This window comes from Deinococcus deserti VCD115 (genome assembly GCF_000020685.1).
GTDB lineage: Bacteria > Deinococcota > Deinococci > Deinococcales > Deinococcaceae > Deinococcus > Deinococcus deserti.
Genome location: NC_012526.1, coordinates 2,190,553 through 2,209,957 on the forward strand (window position 1 = coordinate 2,190,553; position 19,405 = coordinate 2,209,957).

At 62.0% G+C, this 19,405-nt stretch carries 18 protein-coding genes; 10 read left to right on the forward strand and 8 right to left on the reverse strand.

Features of this window, described 5'->3' with window-relative positions; genetic code table 11:
• Nucleotides 1-209: 209 nt before the first annotated feature.
• Together DEIDE_RS19070 and DEIDE_RS10365 are read right to left on the reverse strand one after the other, a co-directional pair.
• Nucleotides 210-371 carry a hypothetical protein gene (locus DEIDE_RS19070; RefSeq protein WP_162485355.1) on the reverse strand — a complete coding sequence of 54 codons (162 nt, stop codon included), beginning with the start codon at nucleotides 369-371 and terminating at the stop codon, nucleotides 210-212.
• A 46-nt stretch (nucleotides 372-417) separates the two neighbouring features.
• Nucleotides 418-1,722 carry an MFS transporter gene (locus DEIDE_RS10365; RefSeq protein WP_012693907.1) on the reverse strand — a complete coding sequence of 435 codons (1,305 nt, stop codon included), beginning with the start codon at nucleotides 1,720-1,722 and terminating at the stop codon, nucleotides 418-420.
• Nucleotides 1,723-1,885: 163 nt separating this feature from the next.
• Here DEIDE_RS10365 and DEIDE_RS10370 point away from each other — a divergent pair, with 163 nt between their 5' ends.
• On the forward strand, nucleotides 1,886-2,875 hold the full coding sequence (locus DEIDE_RS10370) for a C40 family peptidase (RefSeq protein WP_012693908.1): 990 nt from the start codon (nucleotides 1,886-1,888) through the stop codon (nucleotides 2,873-2,875).
• A 67-nt stretch (nucleotides 2,876-2,942) separates the two neighbouring features.
• Here DEIDE_RS10370 and DEIDE_RS10375 read toward each other — a convergent pair whose 3' ends face one another.
• Nucleotides 2,943-3,167, reverse strand: a complete 225-nt coding sequence (locus tag DEIDE_RS10375; RefSeq protein ID WP_012693909.1) for a hypothetical protein — start codon at nucleotides 3,165-3,167, stop codon at nucleotides 2,943-2,945.
• 267 nt (nucleotides 3,168-3,434) lie between these two features.
• On the opposite strand from DEIDE_RS10375, the gene murA reads away from it, so the two are divergent.
• Nucleotides 3,435-4,712, forward strand: a complete 1,278-nt coding sequence (gene murA / locus DEIDE_RS10380) for a UDP-N-acetylglucosamine 1-carboxyvinyltransferase (protein WP_012693910.1) — start codon at nucleotides 3,435-3,437, stop codon at nucleotides 4,710-4,712.
• 82 nt (nucleotides 4,713-4,794) lie between these two features.
• Here murA and ald read toward each other — a convergent pair whose 3' ends face one another.
• Entirely contained in the window at nucleotides 4,795-5,901 is a 1,107-nt protein-coding gene (gene ald / locus DEIDE_RS10385; protein WP_012693911.1) for an alanine dehydrogenase, read from the reverse strand.
• 195 nt (nucleotides 5,902-6,096) lie between these two features.
• On the opposite strand from ald, the gene DEIDE_RS10390 reads away from it, so the two are divergent.
• The 4 genes from DEIDE_RS10390 to DEIDE_RS19880 all read left to right on the forward strand — a co-directional run bounded on the left by DEIDE_RS10390 (nucleotide 6,097) and on the right by DEIDE_RS19880 (nucleotide 10,914).
• Entirely contained in the window at nucleotides 6,097-6,567 is a 471-nt protein-coding gene (locus DEIDE_RS10390) for an Lrp/AsnC family transcriptional regulator (protein ID WP_012693912.1), read from the forward strand.
• A 62-nt stretch (nucleotides 6,568-6,629) separates the two neighbouring features.
• Nucleotides 6,630-7,358 (forward strand): peptidylprolyl isomerase, encoded by a 729-nt coding sequence (locus tag DEIDE_RS10395; protein ID WP_012693913.1) that lies wholly within the window; start codon nucleotides 6,630-6,632, stop codon nucleotides 7,356-7,358.
• Nucleotides 7,359-7,430: 72 nt separating this feature from the next.
• Nucleotides 7,431-8,372, forward strand: a complete 942-nt coding sequence (locus DEIDE_RS10400) for a hypothetical protein (RefSeq protein ID WP_012693914.1) — start codon at nucleotides 7,431-7,433, stop codon at nucleotides 8,370-8,372.
• Between the two features lie 1,150 nt (nucleotides 8,373-9,522).
• Nucleotides 9,523-10,914 carry a putative bifunctional diguanylate cyclase/phosphodiesterase gene (locus DEIDE_RS19880; protein ID WP_415543237.1) on the forward strand — a complete coding sequence of 464 codons (1,392 nt, stop codon included), beginning with the start codon at nucleotides 9,523-9,525 and terminating at the stop codon, nucleotides 10,912-10,914.
• Nucleotides 10,915-11,266: 352 nt separating this feature from the next.
• Here the strand turns inward: DEIDE_RS19880 and DEIDE_RS18045 are convergent, their stop codons facing one another.
• Nucleotides 11,267-13,084, reverse strand: a complete 1,818-nt coding sequence (locus DEIDE_RS18045; protein WP_012693916.1) for a sensor domain-containing diguanylate cyclase — start codon at nucleotides 13,082-13,084, stop codon at nucleotides 11,267-11,269.
• A gap of 190 nt (nucleotides 13,085-13,274) precedes the next feature.
• Between DEIDE_RS18045 and DEIDE_RS10415 the strand changes: the two genes are divergently transcribed.
• Nucleotides 13,275-13,679, forward strand: a complete 405-nt coding sequence (locus tag DEIDE_RS10415) for a response regulator (RefSeq protein ID WP_012693917.1) — start codon at nucleotides 13,275-13,277, stop codon at nucleotides 13,677-13,679.
• Nucleotides 13,680-14,142: 463 nt separating this feature from the next.
• Here the strand turns inward: DEIDE_RS10415 and DEIDE_RS10420 are convergent, their stop codons facing one another.
• Nucleotides 14,143-14,637 (reverse strand): Hsp20/alpha crystallin family protein, encoded by a 495-nt coding sequence (locus DEIDE_RS10420; RefSeq protein WP_012693918.1) that lies wholly within the window; start codon nucleotides 14,635-14,637, stop codon nucleotides 14,143-14,145.
• 374 nt (nucleotides 14,638-15,011) lie between these two features.
• Here DEIDE_RS10420 and pyrR point away from each other — a divergent pair, with 374 nt between their 5' ends.
• The 3 genes from pyrR to DEIDE_RS10435 are packed head-to-tail and all read left to right on the forward strand — an operon-like array spanning nucleotide 15,012 to nucleotide 17,766.
• A complete protein-coding gene (pyrR, locus tag DEIDE_RS10425; protein WP_012693919.1) occupies nucleotides 15,012-15,563 on the forward strand; it encodes a bifunctional pyr operon transcriptional regulator/uracil phosphoribosyltransferase PyrR in 552 nt (183 codons plus the stop codon).
• Nucleotides 15,560-16,507 (forward strand): aspartate carbamoyltransferase catalytic subunit, encoded by a 948-nt coding sequence (locus DEIDE_RS10430; RefSeq protein WP_012693920.1) that lies wholly within the window; start codon nucleotides 15,560-15,562, stop codon nucleotides 16,505-16,507. Before pyrR ends, DEIDE_RS10430 begins: the two co-directional genes overlap by 4 nt.
• A gap of 2 nt (nucleotides 16,508-16,509) precedes the next feature.
• Nucleotides 16,510-17,766: a dihydroorotase gene (locus DEIDE_RS10435; protein WP_012693921.1), complete on the forward strand. Its 1,257-nt coding sequence runs from the start codon at nucleotides 16,510-16,512 to the stop codon at nucleotides 17,764-17,766.
• 52 nt (nucleotides 17,767-17,818) lie between these two features.
• Here the strand turns inward: DEIDE_RS10435 and DEIDE_RS10440 are convergent, their stop codons facing one another.
• Together DEIDE_RS10440 and DEIDE_RS10445 are read right to left on the reverse strand one after the other, a co-directional pair.
• On the reverse strand, nucleotides 17,819-18,004 hold the full coding sequence (locus DEIDE_RS10440; protein WP_012693922.1) for a hypothetical protein: 186 nt from the start codon (nucleotides 18,002-18,004) through the stop codon (nucleotides 17,819-17,821).
• 101 nt (nucleotides 18,005-18,105) lie between these two features.
• Nucleotides 18,106-19,347 carry an MFS transporter gene (locus DEIDE_RS10445; protein ID WP_012693923.1) on the reverse strand — a complete coding sequence of 414 codons (1,242 nt, stop codon included), beginning with the start codon at nucleotides 19,345-19,347 and terminating at the stop codon, nucleotides 18,106-18,108.
• Nucleotides 19,348-19,405 lie beyond the last annotated feature (58 nt).

Consider the following 19,405-nt stretch of genomic DNA (forward strand, 5'->3'; position numbering starts at 1 on the left):
AGGGGTCGGGTGGAAACGTAGCCCAGACCAGCCACTGGCACAGATTCCGGTCCTTATGGACAGGATCTGACCCTAGACACAGCTCTGAAAGGGCACCTGCCGGACCTCATTCCAGCCAGCGCAAGGTAAAGCCACCAGCCTGAACCGACGACAGAGCCACCGAGAAGAGAGTCTCCTCGGCGGCGTGCTCTCACAACTGCCCTGGAGCCTCAGATGAACAAGGGAGCATCGGGGTCATCTGGCAGGGGACGGTCCTTGCGGGCCATCAGGGCGGCGGTGGTCCCGATGCCTAGCAGCGCCCCGACCGCGAGGACGACCATTATCCAGGTCATCATCACCTGCGAGCGATCTGATGTACGACGTGAAGCCATACCCGCAGCATAACAGCCTCCCCCACCACCCTTCCTTAAAAGGTATTTATCCGCCTGCCGGTGCCTTCACGGCCGCAGCCCCCGGCTCCGCGAACGTGCGGGGCAGGCGGGTCCACAGCGCCGCCAAAGCCAGCAGGCCAAGGGCGGCCAGGGCCACGAGGCCCCAGCGTGGTCCCAGGATGAATTCGCGGCTGATCAGGGTGCTGGACAGCAGGGCGCCAGGAGGACCCATTCCAACCAGCACAAAGGAATACAAGCTCATGACCCGTCCACGCAGATGGTCAGGAATAGTGAGCTGCACGCTGCTGTTGGCGCTGACCAGCAGGCTGAGCATGCCGAAGCCACACATGGCCAGCACCGGGGCTGCCAGCAAAGCTGTAGGGGTGACAGCCAGCAGCACCGCACTCAGGATCAGGATTACGGCGCCCACCCGCAGGTTGCGCAGAGGGTTGGGCTTGCTGGCCTGCCACAGAGCTCCGGCCATCGCTCCGATGCCAAAAGCGGCCGACAGCAACCCAAAAGTTCCCTCGCGTGCCGAAAAAACGACCCGGGCGTAGTACGGAATGATGACGTTGAAGTTAACGATACTCAGGCTCAGGGCGCCCACCAGCAGCATCACATTGCGTACAGCAGGTGTGTGACGGACATACTGCAGGCCCTCGCGCACATCTTCGAGCATGCTGCCGTGCGGCGCAGGTTCACGTGCCGGGAAGGGCAACGTGGCGATGACATACAGCACCACGAAAAAGGACCCGACATTCAGGTAGAACGGCAGGGCCAGCCGGGCAACATTGTCGCTGTCGCCAGCAGCCAGCAGGCCCACCCCCAGGGCGGCCACCACCCCGAACAGTGCCTGCCCCAGCGTACGGCTGACATTAAATGACAGGCTGTTGAGCGCAACAGCATTCGGAACATCGTGGCGCGGAATAAAGTCCACCACCATGCTCTGACGGGCCGGCATGTCAAAGGCGTTGGCTGTGCCCGCCACCAGTGCCAGCAGCATGACCAGCGGCAGCGTGACAATCCCAAGATGTGTGGTGACAGCCAGCACGGTGGCTGTACTGAGCAGCGTCAGCTGCGTAACCAGCAGAACACGCCGGCGGGGAACGCGGTCGATGACGGCTCCGGCGAACAGCGACAGAAGCAGGCTGGGCAGAAACTGGGCCACCGTCACCCAGCCCAGCGCCGCACTGCTCTGACCTGAGAGTTCAAGCACCAGGTACTGCTGGGCCGTGGTCTGCATCCAGGACCCGATCAGGGAAAGAAGTTGTGAATACCAGTACCGGCGGTAATGAGGGTGACGTAGCGCACTGAAGGTCCGGGTACGCCACGCCTCGGCACGCGAAAGCATCCGTACAGAATAGGGTCCAGCGCTCTGACGGGAGCCGCACAGCAGATCTCATGAAGTCAGGGGGGTAGGCAACGACTGAGTGCACATGTTACGGTGCGCGAGTCTCGTTACATTTATGCGATTTTTGGTCTGCACTCATCTCGCCCCCTGTGAGTCCCTACGAATGCCTGCATCTGCTTTTCCCGCATTGCGTTCCTTTCTGCTGACCTGCGCCCTGAGTGCCGGATGGGCCGCCGCCCAAGGCGAAACCAGTGGGACCAGCCAGTCAACTGGTACACCTGCTGGCGCTGCGGCGGTTTTCTCGCCTTCAGTGCCGCATACCGTCGTTGTTCAGGCGGGTGACACCGCCTATACCCTCGCCCGGCGCGCTGGGATCCCGGTGGAAGCGCTGCTGAGCCTCAACGGCCTCAGTTCGCCCGACCTGCGTGTCGGGCAGGTGCTGCGCGTCCGTGAATTGCTGGTCACCCACACGGTGCAACCGGGTGAGACGCTCTACGGTCTCTCACGCGTGTATGGAGTGAGTGTCGATGTTCTGTTACGCCTCAATACCCTGGCGCCTGACGCAAAGATTGCAGTGGGTCAGGTGCTGACGCTCCCAGCACAGGCAGCAATAGCACCAACCGTATCCACAGCCCCGGCGCGGCCCGCCAGTGTCGCTCAGGTGGCACCGACTCCGGCAGCAGGAATTCAAGCTCCAGCATCGGCATCCGGGGTCGCCAGCGCCCCTTCCGCGCCTCTTGGCAGTGGGGTACCCGGTGACTGGCGAAGCACCGCAATGGCGCTTTTGGGTACACCCTACGTGCTGGGCGGCAGCAGTCTTTCTGGGCTGGACTGCAGCGGCTTTGTGCTTCAGGTGTTCACGCCGCTGGGAGTGAAGTTGCCGCGCGTCAGTGCTGATCAGGCCACAGCTGGCATTCCGGTCGAGGTCTCTGAGTTGCAGCCCGGCGATCTGGTCTTTTTCGATACCGCAGGAAGTGGGCGCGTGAGCCACGTAGGCATCTACCTGGGCGAGGATCAGTTTGTCAACGCCAACAGTTACAAGGGTCAGGTCACGGTAGACCGGCTGCTGTCTGACCGGTACTGGGCCCCACGCTATCTGGGAGCGCGCCGGGTTATCGGCAGCGTCATGGCACAGCAGCCCAGCAACCGCTGATTTGTTCATTGAAGAAGCGCCGCCTGATCCGGAGACCAGGCGGCGCTTCCTTACTGCTCAAGGTGGTTCAGGTTTCGTCGCTGATGTCCTCAGAGTCCAGAATGGCGCGGTACTCTTCCAGATGAATGCCTTCGCCCAGCTCCTGAGCGATTTTCTCAATGGCCAGACGAACGACCTCACTCTTGCTGATGAGGCGCTCGGGGCTGGACAGTTCATACGCCGTCCGGGTCAGCAAGGCGTCCTGCTCCTCGCTGATCACAACCTGCAGGCGTTTGCGTTCCTTCTTGGGCATGCCTCTCCTGTCTGCGGGCCGCGCTTGAACACATAGAACAGGCGTGACCGTCAGTGTTCAGCGTAGCACGCATCATGAGTGTCTACAACATGAAACTCAGCTCAGGCTTATGTGCATACCTTGTACACCTGGGCATTCAGTCCCTGCGGTAAGGTCAAACTAGACGTACAGTGAGCATCATGTGTAAGATGCACCTACGTTGCCGCCCAGGCCCGGGATATGCTCTTGCCTGGATTGACCTCACCGCCCCACCAAAAGGATTTATCGATGCAACTGACCCCACTGCACATTCAAGGAGGCCGCGAACTTCGCGGTGAAATCGCCGTTCAGGGCAGCAAAAATGCAGCCCTGCCCATTATTGTGGCCAGCCTCCTGAGCAGTGAGAAAGTCACCCTGCATGGCATCCCGCGCCTGAGCGACGTCTACACCATTCTTGATCTGGTGCACCACATCGGCACCCAGCACCAGTGGGTCGGGCCCAACAGCCTCGAACTGCATACCCCCAGCATCGTCAACACCGACGCGCCCTATGCCCTGGTCAACAAGATGCGCGCAAGTTTCGTGGTGCTTGGAGCCATTCTGGCGCGGGCCGGCCAGGCACGGGTATCTATGCCTGGAGGCTGTGCGTGGGGCCCACGCCCGGTGGACCAGCATGTCAAGGCGCTGCGCGCCCTGGGCGCTGAGATCAGTGAGGAGGGGGGCAACTTCCACGCCCGCCGCCAAGGCAGCCTCAACGGCACCTTTGTGTTTGAACTTCTGACCGTCGGCGGCACTCACAATGCAGTCCTGGCCGCAGTGCTGGGCGACGGTGTAGTGACGCTGGAAAACGCCAGCATCGATACCGACGTCGTGGACCTGATTGAGTTCCTGAACAGCCTGGGCGCTGACATACAGGGCGCCGGCACCAACACCCTGGTCATCCGTGGAGTGCAGCAGCTGCGCGGCGGCGAATACACCGTGATTCCCGACCGCATCGAAGCCGGGACTTTCATGATGCTGGCAGCTGCGACCCGCAGCCAGCTGACCGTACGCAACGTCCGCCCTGACCACCTGCGCGCCGTGAGTGCCAAGCTTCAGGAAATGGGCGTGGACATTTTGGAAGCTGGCAACAGCCTGATCGTAGACGCGCGGCAGCGCGAGCTGCGTCCGGTGAATGTGACCACCCAGAGCTACCCGGGCTTTCCTACCGACGTACAGCCGCAGATGAGCGCCTTGCTGGCCACTGTGCCGGGGACCAGTGTCGTGCAGGACCCTGTTTACCCAGACCGCCTGACGCATGTGGCCGAACTGCACCGTATGGGCGCCAACATCACCGTCAGTGGCTACACCCAGGTGATCCAGGGCAGTGCCCTGCACGCCGCACCGGTCAAGGCTGCAGATCTGCGTGCTGGTGCTGCGCTGTTCATTGCCGGCCTGACCTGCACCGGTGAAACCGTGATTGACGGCGTGCAGTACCTCAACCGCGGCTATGAGAACCTCGCCGAGCGACTGTGTGGCATCGGAGCCACCGCACAGCAGACAGAACTCGCTGTCGCGATGGACTAAGTGACGACAGCCTGAGTTTCTGGCAGTAATGCAGAGTGCCCGCCTTCAAGAAAGGCGGGCACTCTGCGTTGTTCAAACGTCTTCAGGCCAGTGCAGCGCCTGCGTCCACGACGGACATCTCGAAAGCCTCGCCCACCCCGGCGTAGGTCAGCTTGCCCTGGTGAGTGTTGAGGCCGAGTCGCAGTGCCTTATTGGTTTTCAGGGCGTTCAGGCCCTGGTCAGCCAGCATCAGCACGTAGGGGAAGGTCGCGTTGGTCAGGGCGAAGGTGCTTGTACGAGGCACGGCGCCGGGCATATTGGCCACTCCGTAGTGCACCACACCGTCGATGACGTAGGTGGGGTCGTCATGGGTGGTGGCATGGATGGTTTCCACGCAGCCACCCTGATCCACAGCCACGTCCACAATGACGCTGCCTTCCTGCATCAGGGGCAGCATGTCACGGGTGATCAGGTGCGGGGCCTTGGCGCCGGGAATCAGCACGCCGCCGATCAGCAGATCTGTTTCCGGCAGCAGGGTGCGGATGTTGGCCTCGCTGCTCATCATGGTCGTGAGCTTGCCGAAAAAGACATCATCCAGGTACGCCAGGCGGCGGTGGGACACGTCAAGGATGGTGACCTTGGCGCCCAGGCCCATGGCCATCTTGGCGGCATTGGTCCCTACGACGCCGCCGCCCAGAATCACGACATGTCCGGCCTGCACGCCAGGGACGCCGCCCAGCAGTACGCCGCGCCCGCCTACGGGTTTCTGCAGGTGGTAGGCGCCAGCCTGCACACTCAGGCGACCGGCGACCTCGCTCATGGGGGTCAGCAGGGGCAGGCTACCGTCCTCGAGCTGCACTGTTTCATAGGCAACGCCAGTGGTGCCGCTTTGCATCAGGGCTTCGGTCAGCGGACGGTCGGCAGCCAGGTGCAGGTAGGTAAACAGCAGCAGATCGTCTCTGAGAAAGCCGTACTCGCTGGCGATGGGCTCCTTGACCTTCACGACCATTTCAGCGGCCCAGGCTTCGGCAGCGCTGCCCATGCGTGCGCCCACTGCTTCGTATTCGGTGTCCTGGATCCCGCTTCCGACGCCCGCGCCACGCTCCACAGTGACGCTGTGTCCCCGGCGAACCAGGGTGGCGACGCCGCCGGGCGTCAGGGCAACGCGGTTTTCCTTCACTTTGATTTCTTTGGGCAGGCCGATATGCATAGTTCATTCCTCCGGAACAGGGCAGGCGAAAGGGATGCACGCAGTCACGAGACCGGGTGCAGAAAATGGCGAGGGCCGTACAAGGCTTTCAGCGCAATGGTAGCAGGGCACCTCTCATGTACGATTGCCGGCAGATGCCACTTTCAGGGTGCCTTCGCAACGCTATTGCGGAAAAAAAGTATAATTACCGTATTTATGTCTCAATTTCATCTGGACGCTATTGACCGGCAGATTCTGGGGATCCTGCAGCGCGATGCCCGTATTGCCAACACCGAACTTGCCGACGAGATCGGGCTGACGCCAGCTCCTACCCTGCGCCGTGTGCGCCGCCTGGAGGAAGAAGGGATCATCCAGAGCTACGTGGCGCTGCTGGACCAGAAGAAGGTGGGCCGTGAGCTGATGGTCATGGTGCGCGTTACGCTCGACAAGCAGACCAAACAGGGTTTTGAGGAGTTTGCCCGCAAGATGCAGCAGCGCCCCGAGGTTCTGGAATGCTTTCTGTGTCTGGGTGATATCGACTATCTGCTCAAGGTGTGCGTCCCCGATCTGGACGCCTACCAGCACTTTCTGGTCAATACCCTTGCGGCCATTCCCGGGGTGCGTAACACCGCCAGCACCATCGTGGTCAAGCAGGAAAAGTACACCACCAGCCTGGCACTGGACTGAATGAAGCCAGGCTTCGGACTTTCTGAGGAGCAGCCCACGGCTGGCGGGTAATACTGACCGCTATGAACAAGATGGTCACTTTTCCGATGCTGGCCCTGGGTCTGAGCCTCGCTGCCTGCACGCCGCGCCAGAGTGCGGCGGCACCCGTGGCTGCCGCACCAGCGCCAGCGACCACGACTACGACCTCCACGGCAGCACCAGCAGCGCAGGCCGGCTTTCAACCGCTCGCACCCCTCAGTGAAACCCGGCGCACCTCGTTTGCCCGTGCCGAGCAGGTCATTGACCCCAGTAAGCGCTACCGCGCGGTCCTGAACACCAGCCGCGGCGCTGTCACGGTCGAGCTGAACCCCAAGGCCGCTCCGGTGGCGGTCAACAATTTCGTGTTTCTGGCGCTGAACCGTTTTTACGACGGCACACGCTTTCACCGGGTGATCGAGGGCTTTATGGCGCAGGGCGGCGATCCCCTGAGCACGGACCCGGCCCGGAGAGAGGCCTGGGGGACTGGCGGGCCAGGCTACAGCTTCATGGCCGAGCACCGAAACGGACTGCGCTTCGACCGTGCCGGTGTCCTGGGCATGGCACGCGGGGGCAGCCTCGATTCACAGGGCAGCCAGTTTTTCATCACGCTGGCTCCAGCCAACTTTCTCAGTGGGGAGTACACGGTATTCGGACAGGTCGTGACCGGGCAGGAAGTCCTCAACCGCCTGACGCGCAACTACACTTCGAGCCAGCCGATTCCGGGAGCGGGTGCGGACGTACTCAACAGCGTGCAGATTCTCGTTGCGCCTTAAGGACTGACGGCCATCCGCGCCCGGTACGAAACGGGCTCTGCCTTGCCCTATGCTGGGGCAGGAGGGCCGCGCGTGCTGGACAGATCCACAGACAAGGCAGGACCGGAACGCATCAGCACGCCTGAGCGTGTCAGCGAGCGTCTGATGGCCGACCGCAAGGTGCGTGCGGTCGCTCAGGCAGGCAGCTACGGCACCGACGAACAGTGGGCGGGCAGCCTGCCTACCTTCGTGGCCTTCGAACGCGGAGTCACCGAGGCTCAGGAGGATATCCGCGCCGGCATCAGTGTCATCCGGTATCCGTATGAAGCGCTTGACCAGTGGCGCGACTGGCAGGTCGCTCAGCAGGAGGCGCCCCTGGCCCTGCTGGCCACCAGCCGGGTGCTGTATGACCCGACAAACGGCTTCGGCCGTATCCAGCGGACCCTGTGGAACCTGAATGAATCGCAGCTTGCGGCGTACCGCGCCGAACTGCTGAACGCCGCAGCTGAGCGGCTGGACATTTCACGCGGGCAGTACACCGGACCCGGTCACGGCCCACAGGAGCAGCTGCTGGCCCTGGCTGACGCACGCGAGATTGCCCTGACACTGCTGTATCCGGCCCTGCTGAGCTATCTGCACGCCTGGCCCGAGTTTGAAATCCGTCTGCCGCATGCCTGGCGCGCGCGCGCAGGGCTCCGCTATCCCAAGGCTGTCTATCACCTGGAAAGTCTGTATGCGTTTGGCGGCTCCGACGAAGCCCGCCGGGTGTTGCTGGCCACGCGCGGCCTGGGTCTGGTCGAACAGGAGCGCCGGGCCAGGGCTGCCTTTCAGGCGGGGTATTACGACGGTGCAGTGCGGTATCTGCGTGATGAAGCCGCCCGCAAGCACCGGATAGAGCTGGACCGCTGGGCCCACCTGAGCAGCGCCCGGCGCGACAAACTGGGGACTCTGCTGGGGGTCACACGCGCGCCACTGGGACCGGCTGCTCTGTCTGTAGCCGCTGCCATGCTGGACGCGGTGCGCGAGGGCCACTGATCAGAGGTGTAGTGGCTGGAATGGGCTCTGTTTTCAACTCTGCCTGTAGAGGCTGAAAGCGACCTGAACCTCGGAGCAGCTTTGCAGTACCCGAAGAGCACCTCGACGGTCATCTTTATCTCTGACACTTTTCTTCTTTAACATACGCCGTAAGAGTTAAGAGACTGTTGTCAGCGCAGACTGCATAGGTATGAGTCACATTGTGGCGTGGCATCTGCCTGCTGGTTTGCGGTCGCTGTTGCCATTGCGCTTTGAGCGGCGTCTCGTGTTGCTGTTGATTGGCATTGCCTGTGCGCACCTGGCATTCGTTCTGTTGCCGTACCGCTCTGATGAGACGCGCGAATGGGCTGGGAATCTGTTTTTTATTCCGCCTTTCGTGATCAGTGCTGTGCTTGCCTTGCGTGTCGCCGCACGGCACCCGGCACAGCGGGCATCCTGGCTGTGGTTCGGCACTGGACAGCTGGGCTGGGCCACCGGACAGATTATTTATGCATATCTGGACCTGATGGGCACTTCGCCGTATCCTTCAGCGGCTGACGCTTTTTTCCTGGCACTGATTCCGTGCTTTATCACGGGTCTGCTGCTATTCAACCGCTCGCCTGTACCCCGTAAGCAACGGCTGATTCTGGCTCTCGATACCCTGATCATTGTTTTTGCTCTGGCGGGCGCCTACTGGGAAGTGGCTATTGGCCGAAGCATAGAGAGTCATCAGGGCAGCACGTTTGCCCTGGCCGTGGGTCTGGCCTACCCAACAGCAGATCTGGTGCTGATCGCCCTGCTGACTGTCTTTTGTGTGTGGCGTCCCCGAGAGTTCGCGGCGCCCAATACCCTTGCCCTGACCGTCGGGCTGCTGAGTCTGCTTATGGCCGACGCCGGCTATCAGATCAAAACCGCAGCTGAAAGCTATCAGGTAGGCTTCGGGCTCGACCTGTTCTGGACATCAGCTGCAACCCTGTTCGGCGTGGCCGCTGCACTGACCGGAGCACCATTGACTCGTGGACGCATCCGTTGGGAAAGGGTGACGCAGAACTGGTTGCGCGCGGCGGATTTCGCTCAGGTGGCCTTGCCTTATCTGGCGATCGCGATGGCCCTGAGCCTCGCCATCCTGCACTATCTGTTTCCCGATCATGAAGCCGGCGGCGTAATTCTGATGGCCTTTGTCGTGGTGACCCTCTCGTCCGGGCGGCAGTTCCTGACCCAACAGGAAGCCCGGCAACTGCAACGCGACCTTGACCTGCAGGCCAAACATGATCCCCTGACTGGTCTGGTGAACCGGGGCCACCTGGTACAGCTGCTGGACTACGCCATTGAGCGCGCCGACTCCCGGTATGGGGTAGCAGTGCTGTTTATTGATCTCGACCGCTTTAAATCGGTCAATGATATCTACGGCCATACTGCTGGGGACAATCTTTTACGGAATGTGGCTCAGCGGCTTCAGAACGAAGTGAGGCGCAACGATATTGTTGCTCGGCAGGGTGGGGACGAATTCGTTGTGGTAGCAACGGGCGTCCTTCATGCGTCGGCCGTGCATGACCTGGGACGCCGGTTGCTTCAGGCCTTAAGTCGTCCCTATACCGTTGGGACTGAAAGTGTGACACTCTCTGCAAGCATCGGGGTCACCCTGTGTCCAGCAGAAAGCGTCGACGCCAGCGAGGCCCTGAGAAACGCGGATATCGCCATGTATGAGGCAAAGCGTCGGGGCCGCAATAGTGTGCAGTTTTACAACCAGCACATCGAGAAGCAGACTTCCGAGATTCACCGCATTGAAGTTCAGCTGCGCGGGGCCATTGAGCGGGGTGAGCTGAGGGTGGTCTATCAGCCTCTCGTCTCGCTGGACTCCAGACAGGTGCGGTCAGCCGAAGCGCTGCTGCGCTGGGACTCACCGGTCCTGGGTCCTGTGTCTCCAGCAGTATTCATTCCGGTGGCCGAGCAGCGCGGCCTGATTCATGCCATCGGGAGCTGGGTGCTGGACACGGCCATGGGGCAGCTCAGTGTCTGGCGGGCAACCGGACACCCCGACCTCAGCGTTTCCGTCAATGTCTCGCCATTGCAGTTTGAGCGCGATGACTTTATCGCGCAGGTACGGGCAGCGCTGGACCGCCACCACCTTCCGGGCAGTGCGTTGACACTCGAACTGACGGAAGGTTCGCTGCTCACGGATTTTGACGCGTCCAACATCAAGCTCAGACAGCTGCGTGCACTGGGAATCCAGGTCGCGCTGGACGACTTCGGGACCGGCTATTCGAGCCTGGCCTATCTGCGCACCCTGCACGTCGATATCGTGAAAATTGATCGGTCGTTCATCTGGGCCATACAGGACGATGGTCTTACGTTCGTGGAGGCCATTGTGCGCATTGCGCATCATTTGAAGCTGCGGATCGTAGCTGAAGGCATTGAGACGCTGGAGCAGTGCAGCAGCCTGCAGCACCTGTCGTGCGACCTGGGGCAGGGGTACCTGTTTGCCAAGCCCCTGGCGGCCGACAGGTTCGCGGCGTTTGCCGCACAGGCAGGGTGTCCCACGGTGCCTGAAGCCAGCACCTGAACCGGGTTGCTTTCCCTTGTATTCCCGAAAAGCGGCGGAGAATGGGCTACCTGGCCATTCCCCGTTCTGCTGCGGGCTGTCTGCTCGGGTCAGTTGGGAAAAAGTTCATAGCTTCCATAAAGCAGCCTGGGGGGCTCTGGTGTGGCACACCTTGTCTGAAGGCAACCGCTGCATAGAGGCAGTGCAAAACCAGTCTGGCCTCCCCTATCTCCACGTTGGCTGTTGCATAGAGGAACACAATCCCCGCGAACCGGGCAGGCTCTGCGACAGCTGCAGATCATGTTCTCTGGCCGGTCAGGGGAGCGGCTGAGTATTTATCCTGTCTCGCAGACAGTTTCCACGAACACTCAGGTTACCTGAGGGGTCTGAGGGCAGTCGCACTCTCGACGCGGTTGCGCCCTTCCTGTTTTGCCAGATACAGCGCCTGATCAGCCTGATTGATCAGCACCCGTACGTCTGTCCCATGCTCGGCGTAGGTTGCCACCCCGATACTCACGGTGACCTGACCGAGCATCTGACGGTTATGCTTCACCGTCAGAGCGGCGATCTTTTCCCGAAAACCATTGGCGCGCGCCAGGATGTCCTCGTGCGGGGCATTCACCAGCACGATGATGAATTCCTCGCCACCGTATCTGCAGATAATGTCTTCGGCGCGGAAATATTCCTGCATGGTTTTGGCTGCGGCCAGAAGAACCGCATCACCGGCCTCATGACCGAAGGTGTCATTGAACTTCTTGAAATGATCGATGTCGACCGCCAGAACACTCACGGACTGTTGGTCGCGCGTTGCCCGGTGCAGTTCGCGTTCCATGGTTTCTTCCAGGTACCGGCGGTTGAACAGTCCCGTCATCGGGTCACGGATGCTCTGTTGCCGCAGGGTTTCACGCAGGCCCAGGTTCCCGATGGCCAGCGCAATTTGCTGGGCAACTGTCAGCGCAAAGGACCGGAGGTGCTCGGGTAAAGGCCCGTCCTCTGGCGCGCCTGCAAGCTGAAGCACACCCAGAGCCTCGCTCTGGGCCAGCAAAGGAATGCACAGGTAAGAGCCGGCATGGCCGCCATGATGCGCACAGGACGGGCTGAGCCCACTGGGTTCATAGGTATGCCCGCGCCGCAGAGCCAGGCACGAACCCGGGTCATGCATGGTGCCTACGGTATCCAGCACACCGGCGCCCCACACCGCGCGGGTTTCCAGCAGGTTTCTTGAAGGTTTCAGGGTCAGCAACGATCCGCTCCAGCCACTGAACAGAAGGGGCAACGCCTGCCCCAGAATGCGGTATCCCTCTTCCTTGTCCTGGCAGGACTGCAGGGCATCACTGAGCTCGGCAAGCTGACTGACCTCCCTGTGCCGCCGCTCCAGGACTATGTTGCGGTCTGCAATCTCGTGCTGGGCAAGTTCAAGCGCTGTGGCCATCTGGTTGAAGTCCTCGGCAAGCAGTCTTGGCTCGTACAGATCGCTGAGGGGCGCACGGGTTCCCAGGTTCCCGGAAGCCAGATCCTGGGTTGAGGTGCGCAGGCGATTAAACACCAGCGCGACCCCGGAAGCCAGACGGATGCCGAAAAAGATACTCACCAGTAACGCAAACAGCACTCCCAGCGGAGCGAAGAGCTGCAAGCGTCTCAGGTTTGCCTGATTGAGGGCTTCTTTCTGTTTCACTTCCTGTGTCAGATGCCGACTCAGGCCCAGGAGATCTCTGCGGATGGCATCAACAACGACCTTCCCCTTCTGAGTTTTGACTAGAGCAACTGACAGTGCTGGATCCTTCTGGTAGGCGGCGAGCTGCGGGCGGGCTGCCACATCAAGCCACTGCTCGATCTGCCGTTCTACTTTTCTCACCACCGCAAGGTGCTCTGCGGCGTGGTTGGAATCAGCGTAGTCAATCATCAGCTGGCGCTCCAGCTGTGCAAGCTCACCTGGAAGACGGGCCCTGGCAGCAGCATGTGGCGCCAGAAAGTCTGCCTCGCCGGTCAGCAGGTAGCCGCGCAGTCCGGTTTCCAGATCCAGAACACTGTTCAGCAGCGCAGTAATATGGGTGATTTCTTCCTGCCCATGCTGAACTTCACCGACCAGACGGTTGTTTTGCTCGATGCTCAGGTAGACAGCGACTCCTCCCAGCAATGTAAAAAGCCAGAGGATGCTGAAGGTGCGCAGGATCAGGGTGGATAATCGCATAAGGTTCGATAGACGCCGACAGGTGCGGCCGCCACTGTAAGGCTAGGAAAAAGGGTCTCTCGAACTACTTACAGGGAATATAAAAGGTGTGATATTCCATCTGGCAGCGAAGATTGACGCTTTATTTTAGAAATGTGACACGGCCTGCGCAGTATTCTCATTCGCCCTTTATGCTCTAGCAGTGAATCTTTTGCACCATTTTCTGCTGATTGATGACAATCTGGCAGACCAGCTGCTGGCAGAAGAAGCCTTCCTGCAGCTGTGCCCGGACTGCACGCTGACATGCGTCGCAGACGGAAAAACGGCACTGGACCTGCTGAAGTCAAAAGCAGTTCAGCCAGACGTGATCCTGCTGGACGTCAATATGCCGGGTATGAGTGGCTTTGAGGTTCTCGCAGCTCTCAAGGCAGATCCGCAGCTGGCCTTACTTCCGGTCGTGATGCTCTCGACCTCCGGTGCCAAATCTGATGTGCGGGCCGCTTATACGCTGCATGCCAGCTCCTATCTGGTCAAAGCTCAGGAATTCGAGCAATTCGTGGATCAGATCGATACCTTTCTGGCGTTCTGGCAGAAGACTCAGGTCGCACGCGAGTAACTTCAGGCCCCGAGGATAAGGGCCTGTTGACGCCAGTACATCCAGTGCCGGTGAGGACATGCTGGCTCCTGGAGGCGGAAAACCCTGCCCGGTAGTAGAGTCTGTCCCACTACCCTGGGATGGTTCAGCTTTCTGGATGCAGAATTATGGATAGTACGGTGGACGCACTCTATACGCCCACTTGTTCCGGGGCCGCGTTAAACGAACGCCGCTGCTAAACCAGAGGCCGACCCATGACCTCGCAAGGTTTCTGGCTGTTGGTGGCACTACGAAATGGGCAGAAACTCCGTGAGCTGGACCCCGCTCCTCAGCCGTGTTCCGCACGACCCTGTTGGCGAAAAGCCGAAGGCGGACAGCACATCTTCCCGCGTTGTCCGGAAAATAAGCTAAAAGAGCATATTCCTTGTACCACTACAGAAAACGGCCGGAGCTCAGTGGCTCCAGCCATTGTTCAGAAACCGGGTTAACCAGCGTGCGCTACTTCCTTGTTTGAAACGTTGTCCGCGTTGTCAGAATCCACCGTCCTGGACGACGTCAGCTGCCCTGCTGTCCTCACATTGATGGAGCGCTTCTGGGCGGCTTCGCTGCGTGGAACGCGGATCGTCAGTGTGCCGTGATCGAAGTCGGCCTCGACTTTGGTGAGGTCATACTTGGCCGGAACGCTGAAGGTGCGGCTCAAGGTGCCGTAGGCGCGCTCAACGCGGTGAGCAGTGCGGCCATCGGTGCGTTCATACCGGCGCTCGGCCTGAACGCTGAGGGTCTGGTTTTCTGCTTCGATCTGGATGCTGTCAGGTGAGACACCCGGCAGGTCCAGCGTCAGTTCCAGGCCCTGACCGTCTTCGTGCACGTCCACCGGGGGCGCCAGACGCGCACCCTGGGTGCCACCAGAGCTGCCGAAGGCGCGGTCCATGCGCTGGGTGAGTTCCTCGATTTCACGGAAAGGATCAAATCGCATCATGGGAAGACCTCCTTGGTTCGGTTTGGAGACGAGATCAGTCCTGTCAGACCACTCTCGCCTATCTGCGGTAACTATAAAACCTGAGTGCATATGTGTCAAGTTTAGTGCGCCTGAAAAAATCTAAGTTTTCACCCAGTTGAACTGAGCGATCATCATCACCGGACGAGGTCACCGCCGCTGCATGCCTGAGGACTGTTAGACTCCTTGGCGGCCCAGGCACCATGCCTGCGCACCTCGTACGTCCCACCCTCTCTCAGCTGGCCCGTGAGCCGGCACCCGCCCCGTGAGGCAGGAGAAGGAGCCCGCATGACCGACCAGATGACCTGCCGCCAGCCTGCGCTGGACGGCCTTTTTTTGATGCTCCGGAGTGAGCAGTGAGCGCTCCCAAAGCGACCATTCTGACCGCCGATGAGGTCCGGCGGGCCATGACCCGCATCGCGCACGAGATCATCGAACGCAACAAGGGCGCCGAGAACCTTGCCCTGATCGGTATCCACACCCGTGGCATTCCGCTGGCGGAGCGCCTGGCCGCCAAGCTGAGTGAGCTTGAAGGCGTGGACATCCCCACCGGCATGCTGGACATCACGCTGTACCGTGACGACCTTTCGGAAGTGGCCCACCAGCCGATCATCCGTGAGACCCAGGTGCCCTTCGACCTGGGACAGCGCCGTGTGATCCTGGTGGACGACGTGCTGTACACCGGCCGCACCGTGCGCGCCGCGCTGGACGCTCTGATCGACCTCGGAAGACCGGTCGGTATTCAGCTGGCGGTGCTGGTAGACCGCGGACACCGCGAACTGCCCATCCGTGCTGACTACGTGGGCAAGAATCTGCCCACCGCCTCCAGTGAGGTCGTGAAGGTCAAGCTTCACGAAACGGACGGCGTCGACAGTGTCGAGCTGTGGGACCTGGAGGACCTCAAATGACCCCCGCTACTTCCCTCACCGGACCGCGCCCACGTCACCTGCTGGACTTTCAGGGCTGGACCCCGGAGCGCCTGAATGCGCTGCTGGACAATGCCGACACCATGGCTCAGGTGCTTGACCGGCCAGTGAAGAAGGTTCCGGCCCTGCAGGGCCTGACCGTCTGCACCGCTTTCTTCGAGAACAGCACCCGCACCCGCACCTCGTTTGAACTTGCCGCCCGGCGCATGAGCGCTGATGTCATGACCTTCGCGGCTGGCAGCAGCAGCGTCAGCAAGGGCGAGTCCCTGCGCGACACCATGGAGGTGCTCACCGCCTACAAGGTGGACGCCTACATCGTGCGCCATCACGCCGCCGGAGCTGCCCATCTGGTGGCGCGGTACAGCGGCAAGCCCGTCATCAACGCCGGGGACGGCCGCCGCGCCCACCCGACCCAGGCGCTTCTCGACGCCTACACCATCCGCCAGGAATACGGCAGCCTGGAAGGCAAGCGTGTGGCCATTATCGGCGACGTCCGTCACAGCCGCGTGGCCCGCAGCAACGCCGAGCTGCTGCCCAAACTGGGCGCCGAGGTCGTGCTGTGCGGCCCGGCCACTCTGCTGCCGCGTGACCTTGCCGCGCTTCCCGGAGTGACCGTGACCAGTGACCCGCGCGAAGCGGTGCGCGGCGCCCACGCGGTCATGGCCCTGCGCCTGCAACAGGAGCGCATGAACGGCGGCTTCCTGGCCAGCCTGCAGGAGTACGCCGACACCTATCAGGTGAATGAAGCGCTGATGCAGCATGCCGAGAGCGGCGCCATCGTGCTGCATCCCGGACCGATGAACCGCGACCTGGAAATCAGCAGCGACGCGGCCGACGGAAAGCGAAGCCGCATCCTGAAACAGGTCGAAAACGGCCAGGCCGTGCGGATGAGTGTGCTGTACCACCTGCTGGTGGGACGGGAGTGACCATGAAGGAACTGACCATCAAGAATGTGCGCCGCGCCGGATCTGACACGCTCGAATCGGTGACCGTCGAGAACGGCGTGATCAAGGGATGGAACCTGGGCGACCTGGGCACAGTTGTTGACGGCCAGGGCGGCACGGTCGCCCCCGCCCTGATCGAACTGCATGCCCACCTGCGTGAGCCTGGGCAGACCGAGAAGGAAGACCTTGCCTCCGGACTGGCAGCGGCGGCGGCGGGCGGTTATGGAACCGTGGTTTCGATGCCCAACACCCGCCCGGTGGTGGACGACCCGGCCATCGTGCGATCACTGATCGAGAAGGCCGACCGTCTGGGCTTTGCGCGCCTGCGACCCGCTGCGGCCCTGACACGCGGACAGAAAGGCGAGCAGCTGGCGGAGCTGACCGCCCTGAAGGAAGCTGGCGCAGCCATGTTCACCGATGACGGCCTGACCAATGAGAACGCCCGCACGCTCCGCCTGGGCCTGGAGTACGCCGGCAGCCTGGGGATGGTCGTCAGCGTGCACGCCGAGGACGCCACGCTGCGGGCCGACGGCGTGATGAACGAGGGTCCTGTGTCTGAAGCGCTGGGCCTGCCGGGCAACCCGGCCGCTGCCGAGGCTGCCCGCGTGGCCCGGGACGTGGAAATCGTCGCGCAGACCGGCGCGCGGCTGCATGTGCAGCACCTGTCCACCGCCCGCGCCCTGGACATCGTGCGTGACGCCAAACGGCGCGGCCTGCCGGTCACCTGCGAGGTCTGCCCACACCACCTGACCCTGACCGACGAAAAGCTGCGGTCGTTCGACGCGATCTACAAGGTCGCGCCGCCCCTGCGCACCCAGGCCGACGCTGATCACCTGCTTCAGGGCTTGCTGGACGGCAGCGTGGACTGTATTGCCACCGACCACGCGCCGCACACGCGCGCCGAGAAGGAACGTGACCTGCTTGAAGCCCCCAGCGGCATCGCGTACATCGAACTGGCCTTCCCACTGATGTGGACCCGGTTCGGTGAGCAGCTGGGCCTGGAGCGTCTGCTGGACCTGATGACCGGTGCGGCCGCCCGTGTCATGGGCTGGCCGGAGCCGACCCTGGAGGAAGGTGCTCCAGCAGACCTGGTCGTACTGGATCTGGAAACCGAACGCACCGTGGAGCCCGCCACCTTCAAAAGCAAGGCGAAGTTCACTCCCTGGGCCGGGGAAAGCCTGAAAGGCTGGCCAACCCTGACGGTCGTGAACGGCAAAGTGGCGTACCAGCGCCAGGACTGAAAATAAAAAAAGTCGCCGGGACACGATGTCCCGGCGCTTGTCTTTGACCTGGCTACAGATCCAGGGGATCGGGGTTCTGACTGTTGAGCTTGCCCTGGTCTTTCTCGTGCTGGCGAAGAACCGTGTCCTTCTCGTCTTCGCCAATCCCCGGGTTGAGCCGCTCGGTCTTGGCTGCGGGCAGGTCGGTGCGTTCGGGATCGTTGCTGTCGGTCGTGGCGAGGTCACCGGGATCAGTCATGTGGTCTCCTTGTGGTGCCTCATCCTGGCACTCCGGCCCGGCAGGCGGGTCACAAAGGCGCTCATTCCTCTTAGGGAAGCGTTAAGCGCGCCGTCGGGCCTTCAGGCGAAAGTGGGCCGGAGCCCCAGGGCCCGCAGGCGCAGCATGCTGGCCACAAAAACAACCAGGGCCAGGGCGCTGACTGCCAGCAGAATCACGAAGGCGCCCTGCGGTCCCAGAGCAGGTTTCAGGGTGGCAAAGGCCAGGGGCAGAATGAATCCACCCAGGCCGCCCAGCAGCCCGACCAGTCCGCCTACGACCCCCATATCGCGTGGGTACCACTGGGCGATCAGCGTATAGGTGCTGGCCTTCCCCACCCCCATCCCGGTCCCGACCACGGTGGACAGCACCAGCAGAGTCTCCAGGGACTGCTCACGCAGCAGCGGAATCAGGCCCAGCACCATCACGGCAAAGGACGCCACCGTGACGCCGCGCGGTCCGAAACGGTCACTCAGGTAGCCGCCCAGGGGCCGCAGCAGACTGGCGGGGAAGATAAACAGCGCGGTCAGCAGCCCGGCCTGGGCCAGGGGTACGCCGTAGGTATCCACATAGAACTTCGGGAGGTAGAGGCTCAGGGCCACGTAGGCCCCGAAAAACACCACGTAATACAGCCCGAACCGCCACACCTGCGCGCTGCCCAGCGGACGCAGCCAGTCGGCGAGGGTCCGGCCCGAGGGGGCAGGCTGGTCAGCTGGCGTCAGCCGCTGGATGCCCACCGCACTAGCCAGCAGCAGCACCCCGAACAGGAACGGCACAAAGTGCCATCCGCCAGGAATAAGCAGCCCGGCCGGGACCAGCGTGATCAGCAGTGGAGCCAGCAGTTTGGTGATACTGGCTCCGGCGTTTCCGGCACCAAAGGTGCCCAGGGCGAGCCCCTGACGGGCGGTGGGCACCCACTGGGCGATCCAGGCGTTGCCCACCGCGAAGCTGACCCCCGCGACCCCAACCCCCAGCGCCAGTGTGAGCAGCGCCCCGTAGCTGCTGACAAAAGCCAGCGCCAGTGAAAACGCGGCAGTCAGCAGCGTCACCCCCAGAAAGACACTCTTGCCCCCGTAGCGGTCAGCCAGCAGCCCAGCCGGCAGGCGCAGCAGGGACCCGGTCAGTACCGGAATGGCGGTCAACAGGGTGAACTGGGCGTCGCTGAGGCCCAGTTCCTTGCGGATAGGCAACCCGACGATGGCCAGCATGACCCACACGGCGAACATCAGTGTGAACCCCAGGGTGCTGGCCATCACCACCCGGCGGGCATGGGCCGTGAGGGGTGCAGAACGGGGGCCAGAGTCAGCGGAAGCAGCGTGTGCCATAGGAACCTCACAGGAAATGAAAGCGTTGCGCAAACCACGGGGCCGGCCAGCAGCGTCG